The 14,347-nt window shown below is 63.2% G+C and carries 12 protein-coding genes; 1 reads left to right on the forward strand and 11 read right to left on the reverse strand.

What is annotated here, in order from left to right; genetic code table 11:
• Positions 1–45: 45 nt before the first annotated feature.
• From M9917_RS04270 to M9917_RS04320, 11 genes are all read right to left on the reverse strand, one after another.
• Positions 46–870: an N-acyl homoserine lactonase family protein gene (locus tag M9917_RS04270; protein WP_297251152.1), complete on the reverse strand. Its 825-nt coding sequence runs from the start codon at positions 868–870 to the stop codon at positions 46–48.
• A 38-nt stretch (positions 871–908) separates the two neighbouring features.
• Entirely contained in the window at positions 909–2,114 is a 1,206-nt protein-coding gene (locus tag M9917_RS04275; protein ID WP_297251153.1) for an acyl-CoA dehydrogenase family protein, read from the reverse strand.
• A gap of 71 nt (positions 2,115–2,185) precedes the next feature.
• Complete coding sequence (locus tag M9917_RS04280) at positions 2,186–3,346, reverse strand: CaiB/BaiF CoA transferase family protein (protein WP_297251155.1); 1,161 nt, start codon at positions 3,344–3,346, stop codon at positions 2,186–2,188.
• Positions 3,347–3,441: 95 nt separating this feature from the next.
• Complete coding sequence (locus M9917_RS04285) at positions 3,442–4,110, reverse strand: RraA family protein (RefSeq protein ID WP_297251157.1); 669 nt, start codon at positions 4,108–4,110, stop codon at positions 3,442–3,444.
• Positions 4,111–4,216: 106 nt separating this feature from the next.
• Entirely contained in the window at positions 4,217–5,191 is a 975-nt protein-coding gene (locus tag M9917_RS04290; protein ID WP_297251159.1) for a hydroxymethylglutaryl-CoA lyase, read from the reverse strand.
• Positions 5,192–5,242: 51 nt separating this feature from the next.
• Complete coding sequence (locus M9917_RS04295; RefSeq protein ID WP_297251161.1) at positions 5,243–6,550, reverse strand: MmgE/PrpD family protein; 1,308 nt, start codon at positions 6,548–6,550, stop codon at positions 5,243–5,245.
• A 78-nt stretch (positions 6,551–6,628) separates the two neighbouring features.
• Positions 6,629–7,741, reverse strand: coding sequence for an ABC transporter ATP-binding protein (locus M9917_RS04300; RefSeq protein ID WP_297251163.1), 1,113 nt, complete (start codon positions 7,739–7,741; stop codon positions 6,629–6,631).
• A gap of 22 nt (positions 7,742–7,763) precedes the next feature.
• Complete coding sequence (locus M9917_RS04305) at positions 7,764–9,569, reverse strand: ABC transporter permease (RefSeq protein WP_297251164.1); 1,806 nt, start codon at positions 9,567–9,569, stop codon at positions 7,764–7,766.
• Between the two features lie 98 nt (positions 9,570–9,667).
• Positions 9,668–10,696: an ABC transporter substrate-binding protein gene (locus M9917_RS04310; protein WP_297251167.1), complete on the reverse strand. Its 1,029-nt coding sequence runs from the start codon at positions 10,694–10,696 to the stop codon at positions 9,668–9,670.
• A 138-nt stretch (positions 10,697–10,834) separates the two neighbouring features.
• Positions 10,835–11,668: an enoyl-CoA hydratase/isomerase family protein gene (locus M9917_RS04315; RefSeq protein ID WP_297251168.1), complete on the reverse strand. Its 834-nt coding sequence runs from the start codon at positions 11,666–11,668 to the stop codon at positions 10,835–10,837.
• Between the two features lie 122 nt (positions 11,669–11,790).
• A complete protein-coding gene (locus M9917_RS04320; RefSeq protein WP_297251170.1) occupies positions 11,791–12,837 on the reverse strand; it encodes an HpcH/HpaI aldolase family protein in 1,047 nt (348 codons plus the stop codon).
• Positions 12,838–12,896: 59 nt separating this feature from the next.
• On the opposite strand from M9917_RS04320, the gene M9917_RS04325 reads away from it, so the two are divergent.
• A complete protein-coding gene (locus tag M9917_RS04325; RefSeq protein ID WP_297254662.1) occupies positions 12,897–14,108 on the forward strand; it encodes an IS256 family transposase in 1,212 nt (403 codons plus the stop codon).
• Positions 14,109–14,347 lie beyond the last annotated feature (239 nt).

Here is a 14,347-nt window from a genome sequence, read left to right on the forward strand (position 1 = left end):
GCTCCTGCGCAAGCCTTGCGCGGATACGAAACCGGCCGCGGCGGCTCAGGGATCCGTGTCCGATGCCACAGGCGCCTCGCTCAGCTTGACCGCGAGGCCCTGCAATTCCGGGCTCGGAGCGCGATAGCGCTTCATGACCATGGGATCGTGCCCCGGGATGATATGCTCGCCGCTCTCGGCCAGTGCGGCGACCTTTGTCCAGCCCGAGAGATATTCGCCCAGGTCGACGAAGATCGGGAAGGGGGTCGCGCTGCTGACGTTCTCGAAGAAATGGATGGCGTCGGAGGCGACGACGACCTGTCCGCGCCTGGTCTGGACCCGCACGATCTGCAGGCCCTTGGCGTGCCCTCCGACATGGTGCACCGACAGGCCGGGCGCCAGCTCGTCATCACCGTCGTGGAAGGCCACGCGCCCCCGAAAGAGCATCCTCAGATAGGCGCACATCTGCTCGACGTCGTAAGGCCAGCGGATATGGGAATGCAGCATGCAGGGGCCGGTCGCATAGGCGATCTCGCTCGGCTGGACATGGAAGCGCGCATTCGGGAATTTCTCGAGATTGCCGGCATGGTCCCAATGCATATGGGTCAGGATGACGTCGGTGACGTCTTCGGGAGCGATCCCGATCCGCTTCAGGGCCTCGCTCGGGCAGATCAGGAACTGATGCCCGCGGCCGGTGCACACTTCGGCGTTGCTGCCGCTGTCGATCAGGAAAACCCTGTTTCCGCCGACCGCCACCCAGACGAAAAAATCGAGAGGCATCGGACCCTGGTGCGGATCCTCGCCCGGGTGAAGCAGGAAATTCGAAAAGCGCTTCCGGCCCTGGTTCGTCGCGTAACGAAGCGCGTGGAGTTCGTAGACGGTGCCGGCCATGGCGGATCTCCCTGTTTGCGTTGTTGCGCGCTGCCGCGTCAGAAGGAGCGCGGCATGCCCAGGACATGCTGCCCGAGATAGCTCAGGATGAGGTTCGTGGAGATCGGCGCGATCTGGAAAAGGCGCGCCTCGCGCCATTTGCGCTCGACATCGTATTCACGCGCGTAGCCGAAGCCGCCATGGGTCTGCAGCGCCGCCTCCGCGGCGCGCCAGCACGCCTCCGAGGCGAGGAGCTTGGCGATGTTGGCCTCCTCGCCGCAGGGCCTGCCATGGTCGAACAACGCAGCCGCGTTGCGCACCATGGCGTCGGCCGCGCGCATCTCGGCATAGGCCCGGGCGATCGGAAACTGGACGCCCTGGTTTTGCCCGATCGGGCGGTTGAACACGATGCGCTCCTTCGCATAGGCCGAGGCCTTGTCGATGAAGAAGCGCGCATCGCCGACGGCCTCCGCCGCGACGAGGACGCGCTCGGCGTTCATGCCGTCGAGAATATATTGAAAGCCCTTGTTCTCTTCGCCGACGAGGTTTTCCGCAGGGATCGGCACGTCGTTGAAAAAGATCTCGTTCGTCTGATGATTTATCATCGCGTCGAGCGGGCGAACATCCATTCCATTGCGTTTCGCCTCATCGACATCGACGAGGAACACGGATATTCCATCGGTCTTCTTGCTGACCTGATCGAGAGGCTTCGTCCGGGCCAGAAGCAGCATCAGGTCGGAATGCAGGGCGCGTGAGATCCATACTTTCTGACCGTTGACGATATACTTGTCGCCCTTGCGCGTGGCGCGCGTCTTCAACTGCGTGGTATCCGTGCCGGTGGTGGGTTCGGACACCGCGAAGGCCTGCAGGCGCAGTTCACCGGTCGCGATTCTCGGAAGGTATTTCTGTTTCTGCTCCGCGCTTCCGTGCCGCAGCAGCGTCCCCATGATGTACATCTGGCCATGGAACGAGGCAGCGCAGCAGCCGGTCGAGTTGATCTCCTCGACGATGACCGAGGCCGCCCTGAGCGAAAGGCCGGAGCCGCCATATTCCTCGGGGATCAGGGCGGCGGTGTAGCCGGATTTCGTGAATTCCTCCACGAAGGCTTCGGGATAGGCTTTCCTGTCCTCGAGCCCGCGCCAGTAGCTCGCCGGGAATTTCTGGCAAATACTACGGACCGAGTCCCTCAGATCGGCGAAATCGCGACCGAGCGGGACGAGCGTCTCCTCGCCGGCATCCCATGGCTGAGACGGATTCGAGGTCATTGCTTGCAAACTCCAAAAGGGATCGTCGGGTTGGAGCGCGCGAACAGCCGCCTGCTCCGCTCGAAAATGCGCTAGCCGGCCGCGGCCGTGTCGCCGCAAAGCTCGTCCAGGATGGCATTGTGCTGCCCGAGCGTCGGCGGGTCGTGCCGGCAAGGCGGGCGCGTCCGGTTGAACCTCAGGGGCAGGCCGATCAGCGGCATGGCTTGTTCAGGCGTGTTCTGCAGCATCCCCAGCGCGATCGTCTGCTCGTGCTCGACCACCTCGTTGATCGACTGGAGCTGAGCGCATGGGACACCTGCCTTTTCCAGCTGCTCGAGCCAGTGGGCCTTCGGCTGGGTTTCCACGATCGCCGCGATCAGGCCGTTGAGCGCGACGCGGTTTTTCACCCTGTCCGCATTGGTGAGGTAGTGCGCGTCGCCGGCCCATTCCGGATGGCCGAGAACGTCGGCGAGAAGCCGGAACAGGCGATCATTGCCCGCGGCGATGATGATATAGCCATCGGCCGTCTTGTAGGCGTTGTAGGGGCATGCGAACGGCGCCTCCGATCCGATCCTGCCGGGCACGTTGCCGGAGGCGAAATAGGCCGCGGCGGTCATGTTCATCCAGGTAACCGCCGTCTCGAACAACGACCCCTCGACCTCGCAGCCCTCGCCGGTCAGCTCGCGGCGCCTGAGCGCCGCCACGATCCCGAGCGCGGCCCACATGCCCGAACCCATATCGATGATCGAAGGACCGACCCGCACGGGGGCCCGTCCCTCCTCCCCGGTGATGCTCATGATCCCGCCGAAGGCCTGCATCAGCGGATCGTAGCCGGGACGGTTCCTGAGGGGCCCCTCCGCCCCGAAGCCGGAAAGGCTGCAATAGATCAGCTTCGGATTGAGGGCCCGGATACTTGCGGCATCGAGCCCGAGCGTCTCGACGACGCCGGGCCGCAGGTTCTGCACAACGATGTCGGCGCGTTCGACGATGACCTTGCGAAGCCGGTCCCGGCTGGCAGGGTCCTTCAGGTCGACGGTGACGCCGAGTTTGTCGCGATTGAGCGCCTGGAACAGCGACGATGTGCCGTGCCAGAAGGGAGGGCCCCATTTGCGGGCGTCGTCTCCCCGCTCGGGATGCTCGACCTTGATCAGGGTCGCTCCGAGCGTCGCCAGGATCTGACCGCAGAACGGGATCGCGACGCTATGGCCGATCTCGATCGCAATCGTGCCGGAAAGAGGCAATTCAGGCTGCATGGTCTCCGTCCAGCTATCTGAGCAAAAAAGAGATGATGAAACGTTTTATATCGAGATAAAGCCCGTTCGCAAGGCTCGCACAGCCTTTGACGGCCTCAGCTCTTGCCGCCGTAGGAGCCCGTTTCCTTGAAGGTGCCGCCTTCGGTGAGCCGCCTGGCCAGCTGCTCCTCGGCGTCTTCGACGGCCTGGGCCGCGGCGATGACCTCGGCGACGGCCGACGGCGGAATCACGACGACGCCGCTGTCGTCCCCGACGATGAAATCGCCCGGGCTGACATGAACCCCGCCGCAGATGATCGGGGCATCGACGGCCAGGGTTTCGACCCGCAGCTTCGTGCCGGCAGAGCAACAATCGCGGCGCGAGAAGGTCGGAAAGCCGAGTTCCACGATCTGCGAGGGATCGCGCACCGTGCCATCGACGACCACGCCTGCCGCGCGCCGCGCCCTGCTGCGCAGGGACAGCAGATATCCCCACGAGCTCGCCGCCACGCCGCCGGTCACCGCGATGACGGGAACGTCGTCGGGCTCGAGCGCGCTGTCCACCAGATCGATATGGCGCGCATAGCCTTGACCGGGCACGGCGGTGGCGCTGCGTGGCCCCTGCAGAACGGTTCGCGCCCGCCCCGCCAGCCTCGGCATGCCCCTGTCGAGCACGGAAAGTCCGGTCATCGCCCCGCGCAGGCCGAGCCTGTCCATCGCATCCGAGATATTCGGCGTCGAAAGGCGCCGGAGACGTTGGATGATGTCTTTGCCGTCCGCAACCATGACAAGGGTCTCCCGGTTATCTTCGATGGCCCCCGGCGGCCCCCGGCCGCCATGCGAGAAAAAGGGCCCGTCCTCTTCACGCGCCTTGCCGGCAGGGCCGGCGCGGTCAGCCGGCCGCGGTCGAAACCGCCCCGGCATCGTAGAGCTGCAGCCGCTGGCCCGACTTCATCACCTGCCCGGACAGCTCGCGGCCGATGACCTGCTGCGTGCGGCGCGCGACCTTGACCAGCTTCTCGATATCGATGCCGGTCTCGTAGCCGCTCTCATGCAACAGATAGACGAGGTCTTCCGTGCAGATGTTTCCGGTCGCGCCGGCCGCGAACGGGCATCCGCCCAGGCCCGCCACCGAGGAATCGAAAAGGGTGACCCCCTCGGCAAGGCCGACCAGCACGTTGGCGAGCCCGATACCCCTGGTATTGTGGAAGTGGAGCCTGATGCCGAGATCGGGCAATTCCTGCCTGATCAGACGGACCACGCGCCTCACGGTCGGCGGGGTCGCCATGCCGGTCGTATCCCCCAGCGTCACCTGCCGGGCGCCGAGATCGGCATAGGCCTTCGCGAGATCGAGCACGGCCTGCGGATCGATATCGCCCTCGAAGGGGCAGCCGAAGGAGGTGCCGATGCCCCCGACCACATCCATGCCCGCGTCATGGGCGAACCGGATGATCTCGCCGAAGCCGGCGAGAGACCCGGCGACCGAACGATTGACGTTCTTGGCGTTATGGGTTTCGGAGGCGGAGCAGACGATGACGATCGCATCGGCCCGGGACGCGGCGGCCCGCTCGGCCCCCTTGAGGTTGGGAACCAGCGTGGTGAGATAGGCGCCCTTGCTGCGATCGATCCCCGCCATCACCTCGGCCGCGTCCGCAAGCTGCGGCACGGCGCGGGGCGAAACGAAGGACGTCACCTCCAGATAACGCACGCCGGAATCGATGAGACCATTGATGATCTCGATCTTGCGGTCGGTCGGAATGAAGTCCCGCTCGATCTGGAACCCGTCGCGCGAACCGACCTCCACGACCTCGATGAAGGTTCCCTTGGGCGGAAACTCACGCCCTTCTTCCCATTCCGTCAGCGACATCTGCGCTCTCCTGAATCGCGGATTTGCAAGGCTCTCATCGGGGCACGCGCGTCATCCGAGCACCCGGGAAAGATCCCTGCGGAACTTTTCCAGGCCCAGCGCTTGCGATGCATGAGAGGAGTAGACTTCGAGACAGTCGGAAATCTTCCTGTCCAGCTGCTCGGGGGTGAAGGGCGCGGCCGGCGAGCCGGGAAAGGCGGACATCTCGGCGGCCGCGAGAACCCGCTCCCCATCCTTGACGCGGACCCGGACCGTGCCGTGATCGACGCCGATCGGAATCTCGTCGCCCTCCAGCTCGTCCTCCGTCACGGTGATGCGCTCCATCAGGCTGCGGATCCGCGGGCGATGGACGGCGCTGTCGGTGAAATCCTCCAGGCCGACCCAGCCCTGCTCCAAGGCCACGGCCGTGCAATAGGAGGCGCAGAACTTGCCCTCCAGGCCGGTCCTAGGGTCGACGACGCGCAGAGGGCGCAGCCCGCCATACGGAACCGTCACCTCGATGCGGGCCGTCTCCGGCAGGGAGGCGCCGAGTTCGGAACGAACCTCGTGGCTCGCGCCGATCAGCCGGTGGGTGCCGTAGCAGCAGGGGAAGAGCTTGCGCGAGAGCGTGCCGACATTGAGATCGACCTTGATCGATTCGACCGGCTCGCCGCCGGCGCCATAGAGATCGAAGAACCCGCCCGGCCCCAGGCCGTTCTTGTCCGCGGTCACGCCCGCCTCCGCGAGCAGGGCGGCGCGAACCGCCGCCGAGGCGGCGAAGCCCGCATGCATGGGCTTGCCTTCGGTTCCGAAGTTGCGCTGCATGCCGCCGGCCTGGGAGACCGCCAGTGAGATCGCATGGCGGGTCTGCTCGTCGTTGAGCTCGAGCAGATGCGCCAGCGCGACGGCGCCCGCAACCGGACCGATGGTGCTGGTCGGATGCCAGCCCTGCTCGTAATGGGCAAAGCCCATGGCACGCCCGAGCGCCACGCTGACGCTGGTTCCGACGGCGAGCGCATTGATTAGCCGTTCGGAACCCTTGTTCCGCTGGCTCTGCACCGCCAGCAAGGCCGGGACGAGGACGGTGCTGGGATGCGTGGCGCCCGTCATCTCGCAGTCGTCGTAATCGATGGCATGACCGGCGATCGCATGAACGAATGCGGCCTGATCCATCGAGTTCACATAGGTGCCGTCGAGCAGCGGCACGCGGTCGCCGGCATAGAGCCGGCGCGCCGCGACGGCGACCGGCTCGTGCCAGCCGACATGCGCCACCGCCCAGGTGTCCTCGAAGGCCATGATGACCTCGGCCCTTTCCGCAGCGCTCAGAGGCCGCGGCTGCCTGACCAACGCGCAAAACTGCTCCACGAGATCAACGCTCATCGCCGTTTCCTTCATCCCTGTCTTGCCAGATTTACTATATCCAGTTTGGCTGTTATCTTTATAGAAAACGTTTTCTTCTTATTCCGCAAGCAAGCTATAACTATCCTTGTCTCTTTCGTACGCCCAGCAATGCTGCTGCGGGATCGAGACATTCACATCCTGACCGACGTCGTGGCCCAATTCGCTTCCAACCTCCACGGCCTCCAGGATCTCGTCGAACATCTTGATCCGGTACGCGGTCTGGACGCCCTGATACCTTTTCTCCACGATCGTTCCGGGAAGACTGTGTTCCGAGCTCGCCCGCGACAGCCGGACGCTTTCCGGCCTGAAAGCCACCACCGCGCCGGCCCCCTCGCCGATCGGCGAGGGCATGCTGGCCGATAGCGTGCGCCCGCCCGACAATTCCAGGGTGCAGCCGCCGGCCTGCCGGCTCCTGACGCGAGCCTGAACCATGTTGGTGGCGCCGGTGAAGTTGGCGATGAACAGCGCGGCAGGGTGGCTGTAGACCTGCTCGGGCGGCGCGAGCTGCAGCAGGCGCCCATTGTGCATGACGCCGATGCGATCGCCGAGCGCGGTCGCCTCGGCCTGATCATGCGTCACATAGAGCGCCGTCGTGCCGGTCTGCTTGATGATGCGGCGCAAATCGTCGCGCAACCGCAGGCGCAGCTTGGCATCGAGATTCGACAGCGGCTCATCGAGCAGGAGGAGCTGCGGACGGTAGCTCAGGCTGCGCGCCAGCGCCACGCGCTGCATCTGGCCGCCCGAGAGCGCCACGACGGAACGGTCGGCATAAGCCCCGAGATCGACGAGATCGAGGGCCTCCTTCACGCGGCGCTCGGCTTCGTCCCTGGATACGCCGCGGCGCTTCAGCGGATACATCACGTTCTGCCTGACGCTCATATGGGGCCAGACCGCATAGGACTGGAACACCATGCCGATCTCGCGCGAGCGGGGCGGCAGCAATATGCCTTCCGCAGGCGACGATACCGTCTGCCCGCCGATGCTGATGCGCCCCGCCGTCGGGTGCTCCAAGCCGGCGATACAGCGCAGCGTCGTGGTCTTGCCGCACCCGGACGATCCCAGCAGGACGATGATTTCACCCGCCGGAACATGAAAGCTGACATGATCGACGACAGGTTTACCCTGAACGTAGTCCTTACGCAGATCGCTGACATCGAGCGAGGCAGCCATATTTCTCCTCCAAGAATGCTATCTAAAGAGATCGCGGCAATACTTCCTGGCTGCCACTGTTGCTTTTTCTGGATACGAGCTTCGAAATGAGATGAGCAACGATCAGGACGAGACCGATCAGCACGATCTGGATCAGGCCGAAGGCCGCCGCGCGGCCGATATTGCCGGATTCGTAAATATCCAGAAGCAGAACCGCCATGACGATGGTATCGCTCGAATACAGGAACAGTGACGATCCAAGCTCGCGCACGGCCAGCACGAAGAGCAGCGTCATCGCCGAAACCAGGCCGGGCCAGGCCAGGGGCAGAACGATCGACGTCACCGTCCCGACCGTGCCGCGGCCGCAGATCCATGCCGCCTCCTCGAGCTCGCGATGGATCTGCATCAGCGAATTGGACAGCGCCCTGACCGTATCGGGCAGGAAACGGGCAATAAAAGCCAAGGCCATGATCCAGATCGTGCCGTAAAGACCTCCCGGCAATCCGATCCACGCCCACAGATAGGCCACGCCGATGACGAGACCGGGAATGGCGATGGGAAGGGCGGTCACCAGATCGATGAAGCCGCGAGCCGGCACGGAGCGGCTGCGATAGACGGTATAGCCGATCGCAAAGGCGAGCAGCCCGCCGAACACGGCCGTGATCAGGCTGACCAGGAGCGTATTCCACACCGACAGCATCGTGAAAGCGTTGCCCAGGACGATGGCGAAATTGCCGAGCGTGTATTGCTTGGCGTCGAGCAGGCTCGCCAGGTTTGGAATGAACATGTACTTGCGGAAAGCCGCAACGGATAGCGCAACCAGCGGCAGCACCACCACCACGAAGATATAGAGCATCGCCAGGGCGAACATCACCCAGCGCCAGCGCCCGAGACGAAGCGTCCGCGGGCGCGTTCCCTTACCGCCGATCGTCGTATAGGAGCGGCCGCGCAGGGCGTATTGCTGCAGGAGCACCAGAATGCCCGTCACCATCATGAGCAGAACCGCGACCGCAGCAGCCGTGTTGTAGAGCGGCGGCGTGAAGACCACCAATCTGAAGATATAGGTCGTCAGAAGCGGAATGTTGGCCGGCGAACCGAGGACGGCCGGGATGCCATAGATGCCGATCATGATGATGAAGGACAGCAGCATCCCCGAGATGATCGCCGGCGCGATGAGGGGAAACGTGACGGTCATCATCGTGACGAAGGGGCTGGCGCCTGCGGTTTCCGCGGATTCCTCGAGACTCGGATCCATGTTTCGGAGAGCAGACGCCGTAAACATGTAAACATAAGGGGCATAATACATGCCGAAAACGGCAATCAGCCCGCCCAGACTATAGAGATTGATACGAAAATCGAAACCCATCCATCCCAGAGCGGTGTTGAGAAGGCCGGTTTTCGGCGAGCCCAGGATCGCCCATGCCACGGCCGCGATCAGGGGCGGCATGAACAGCGGCGTCACGCTGAAAGCGCCGATCAAGTCCCGGAAGGGGGTGTCGGTCCGCACGACGATCCAGGAAAACGTCAGGCCGATGACCAGGGCGACGAAGGTGCCGCCGAGGCAGGTGATCAGCGAATTGCGCAGGGCGAGCGCTCCGTTCTGGTTGCTGAGCACCGTCACGAAATTGTCCAGCGACAGCTCCAGGTTCGAATAGCCGACCTCGACCGGGTTGCCGCTCGTCAGGGCTCCGAGAAGCAGCATCCCGACCGGATAGAGAATGAGAAACGTCAGGATGGCGATCAGAAAAACCGACCACAGCCTTGAGAAAAGGCGATATTTTCCCAAGTACCTCGAGGATGAGGCAGACGAGAGAAGCCCATCCGTAGCAGTTCCCGCGCTGACGCTCATTCTCTCCCTCCCAAGGGCCCGGCCCAGGAGCCCGGCGCGTCCATTTCACCTGCGCGACAGGCCCGCCCCAGCGCGACGCCGGGACGGGCCGGATGCGTTCAGTGATAGTTGAAGATCGCGTTCCATTCGGCCGACCAGGTCGGCCGCAGCCTGATCTGGTCGGCGGGCTTTGCGATCCAGATCTCGCGCCCTTCATATCCTTCCAGCGGGAATGGCGCGCCCGCCAATGTCGAGAAGAAATACTGGCCCTTCACATTGGCGGTCTGCCCTTCCTTGGACAGAGACCAGTTCATGAACAGGCGCGCAGCATTCGGATTCTTCGCCCCGGCGAACACGCCGGCGACATTGAGGTTGACGACGATCGGCCCTTCCGGGAACTTGCAATCGATCGGCGCGCCTTCACGCGCCTTGGGCAAGGCAACGTTGGACAGATTCGCGCCGATCTGTATTTCGCCCTGGATCAAGGCACTGGTGAGGGAGGCCGTGCTGGTGAAGAAGGTCGGCTTGTTGGCGGCGAGCGCCTTCCAATACTCGATACCGAACTTTTCGCGGTGAAACATCGCCAGGATCCACGGCGATCCGCCGATCGGGATCGGCGTCATGCCCGTCTTGCCGGCATATTTCGGATCGGCCAGATCCTGCCAGGTCTTAGGCGGATTGGTGATCAGCGCCGTATTATACGAGATGCACCAGGAATTCGCCGTGCGGGACCAAAGTCTTTTCGTATGGCTCTCGGCCGGATACTGGTCGGCATTGGGCGGCGCGTAATCCGCGAATAGATGCTCGACTTCCATGACGAGCACCGGATCGGAGGTGTCGACAACGTCGGCCGTGAGCTTTCCTGCGGCGGCTTCCGTTTTTACCCGTGTCAGCAACTGGCCGCCCGGAAGACGAATCAAATTCACTTTGACAAACGGAAAGCGTTTGTTGAATTCGCCAATAAGGAACTCTTCTGTCTCGGAAACGAGGGCCGAATAGAATGTAATCTGCCCTTCTTTTTTTGCCGCCTCTATGAGTTCCGGGGAGCCATATTCGTCCTTTATCTGAGAATTTGCCATGGATGCGCTCCAGATAGGAAACGTCATCAGCGCGGCAGCAGCCATCAGGGTATTTGATTTCTTCATCATCACCTCCACCCTACGTTAGTTGTTATTTATTTGATTTATATTTGCCATTTCGGCGATACCACGCCGCCACTCGATTGGCAAAAAACGTTTTTTCAACGTGCGTTGAGATTTTGTCTTCCGGCATCCGCCGAGACGATCTTACCTTCCTTTCCAGACCGGCTCTCTTTTCTCAACGAATGCTTGTATTCCCTCGATTCGATCCTCGGCCAGATAAGGATTCGTGCCTTCATTCAGCCGAAGCGCGGCGGCAAGCGGCAGCCCGGACGACTTCACGGCCGTCTCCTTCATCCGCCTTACCGTCACGGGTGCGTTGCGGGCGATCTTCGCAGCCAGCTCGAACGCCGCGGCCAGGACCTGCTCCCGGGGAACGACCGCGTTGACGAGCCCGATCTCCTTGGCGCGCTCCGCGCTGATGTACTCGCCCGTGAACAGCAGCTCCAGGGCGAGCGCGCGCGGAATGATGCGCGGCAGCAGGACCGTGCAGAAATGCGCGCCCATCGCCCGCTTGGCTTCCGGCAGACCCATGACGATGCCCTGCGCCGCCACGCGCAGATCGCATGCCATCGCCAGTTCGAAGCCTCCCGCGACGGTCGCGCCGTTGAGGGCCGCGATCGTGGGCTTGTAGGTTTCGAGAATGATCTCGAGGAAAAACCGATTCACCTCCGACATGAAGTAGCGATAGGGCGCGCCGGCTTTGTCGGCTTCGGCCCGCGCCTTGAGGTCCATGCCCGCGCAGAACGCCCGTTCACCGGTTGCCGTCAAAACGATCGCGCGCACGTCGGGATCGTGCCCCGCCTCCGTGAAGGCCGTCGCCAACGCGTTTATCAGTTCCGGCGACAGGGAATTCATCCTCTGCGGCCGGTTGATGGTCAAAATCCGGACGTGCTCGCGGGTCTCGGACAGAAGCGGCTCGCCACTTTCCCCCGAACCCGGCTTTCCAGCCCCGCCCGCGTCGATCGCGGCATCGCTCATGGCTCTCTCTCCCCCCGCATCTTTTGCTTTTCTTCCGAAAGCTTCGATGACGACGACATTATCTATCCGACACATCTGCGTTCCGCGGCATGGATCGGCGCCGCGTTCAAGCCTAAGCCACGTCAGCCGGCGGCATGTCCTGGTTGCGTTCCGTTCGACGAAGGCGCGACGACATCGCGCAAGACCTTCACGCGCTGGCGGGCGGCATCGAGCAGCATGGCATGATCCGAGCCCGCCGAAACGAATGTCGCTCCCAACGCGGCGTATTTCGCGATCAGGTTCCTGTCGCCGATGCCGGCGATGCCGAACGCCTTGCCGTGCGCCTTGCAGACCTTCGCGACGTGCCTGTAGGCCTCTTCGATGGCCGGGTGGCCATGTTGCCCCGGTATTCCCATCTCGATGCAAAGGTCCGAGGTGCCCACCAGCAGAAGCTCCGGCCCTTCCACCTGGGCGATCGCATCGGCATTGGCCAGGGCGACACGGGATTCGAGCATGACGGCAAGAAAAGCGGCCCTGTTCAAGGCATCGATCATCTGCTCGAGGGGCGTATCGGCGTAGTGGAGATGGATCGCCGCGCCTGAAATGGACCTGGCTCCCAGCGGCGGAAACTTGCAGGCCGCAACGGCCTTCCGCGCGGACTCGGCATTCTCGATATGGGGCAGGATGATCCCGGCCGCGCCGGCATCGAGCAGGATGGTCGCCAGGGAGGATGCCTCCTCGGGAACGCGAACGAGCGCCGGAAAATGCATGGCGAGCGCGACGGAGCAGATCTCGGCGACCTGATGCGGGGATATGGCGCTGTGCTCCATATCGACATAGAGGGCGTCGAACCCGCTGGCGCGGGCGATATGGGCGATTTCTCCGGTGCGATGCGCGAGGACGCGAAGGCACACTGAAAGCTCGGAATTCCCGATCTTCCGCCTCAGGCGGTCGGCGGGAATGTCATAGCCTGGAGATGTCCTGCCTTCCACGGTCTCAATCCATATTTTGGCGTGATCGGCCGCGCCCTTGGAAATCGGGTGAAGAGCGCCTCGGTGAAACGATTGCACAGGCAAGCTGTCGACACAAGGAGGTAGCGTCCGAGGACGTGGTGTAATTTCGGGGAGCGCTTTCGGTGGAAACAGCGGTGGAGAATCCGCTGCGTTTTTGGCCAAAACCGGTGTGGGCACCGGGTCCGTTTGAGAAGGTGGAGTTGCAAGACTTCGACCTGACCGAAACGGAGAACCCGATGACCGAGGACAGATTAGCGCTTGCCGAGCTTTCCGCGAAGAGCGGCGACCCTGATTTTCTGCGCGCGATCGCCGAGAGCGTGCTGCAACTGATCATGGAGGCCGATGTCGATGGCCTGATCGGGGCTGGGCGATACGAGCGCGGCGAAGCCCGGCAGACCTGGCGCAATGGCTACCGTGACCGGACGCTCGACACCCGGCTGGGCACGCTGAACCTGAAAATCCCGAAGATGCGCAGCGGAGCCTACTTCCCCGGCTTCCTGGAGCCGAGGAAGACGGTGGAGAAGGCGCTGGTCGCCGTCATCCAGGAAGCCTGGATCAACGGCGTCTCGACCCGCAAGGTCGATGAACTGGTGCAGGCCATGGGGATGACGGGCATCTCGAAATCGTCGGTGTCGAAGCTGTGCAAGGACATCGACGAGCGGGTGAACGCCTTCCTCAAGCGCCCGTTGTCCGGCGACTGGCCCTATCTGTGGCTCGACGCCACCTATCTGAAGATGCGCGAGGGTGGGCGTATTGTCTCCGTGGCGGCGATAATCGCGGTCGCCGTCGATACCGACGGAAAGAGGGAGATCGTCGGCCTTCACATCGGCCCGTCCGAAGCCGAGCCGTTCTGGACCTCGTTCCTGCGCGATCTGGTGCGCAGGGGACTGACCGGGGTCAAGCTGGTCATCTCGGATGCCCATGAAGGGCTGAAGGCGGCCCTTGTCCGCGTGCTCGGCGCGACATGGCAACGGTGCCGGGTTCATGCGATGCGCAATGCGCTGGCCTACGTTCCCAAGGGCCAGCACACCATGGTCGCCGCCGCGATCCGGCAGGCGTTCATCCAGCCCGACCACGACAGTGCCGTGCAGACCTGGCGGCATGTCGCCGACCAACTCCGCGCCAGATGGCCGAAGCTGGGAAGCTTCATGGATGATGCGGAAGCCGATGTGCTCGCCTACATGGCCTTCCCCGCCCAGCACCGCTCGAAGCTGCACAGCACGAATCCGCTGGAGCGGCTCAACAAGGAGGTGAAGCGCCGGGCCGATGTCGTCGGCATCTTCCCGAACGAGGACAGCATCGTCCGCCTGATCGGAGCCGTCCTGCTCGAAGCCAACGACGAGTGGCAGCTTCAGCATCGATACATGCAGGTCGAGGCCATGGCGGACCTCAACACACCGGCGATCGAGGACGAAAGGCCCCTTCAGATTACACCAAAGGCCGCCTGATCATGACGGCCCGGTCCCACACCCGAAATTACACCACATTGACGGACGCTATCCACAAGGATTTTTGCGTTCGCCGTGCACCTCTTTGAATTCGCCTCTATGCAGTGCGATGTGCTTGCCGCAACTGCGGCACCGATCGCGGTTACGCGTGAAGAGCGAAGCTCACAACGGGACATGGCATCGCCCGAAACCTTCTCGGGCGCATTCCAAGACCCTCAGCGACGTCCTTCTTACAAGGA

It is taken from the genome of Bosea sp. (in: a-proteobacteria), assembly GCF_023953965.1.
GTDB lineage: Bacteria > Pseudomonadota > Alphaproteobacteria > Rhizobiales > Beijerinckiaceae > Allobosea.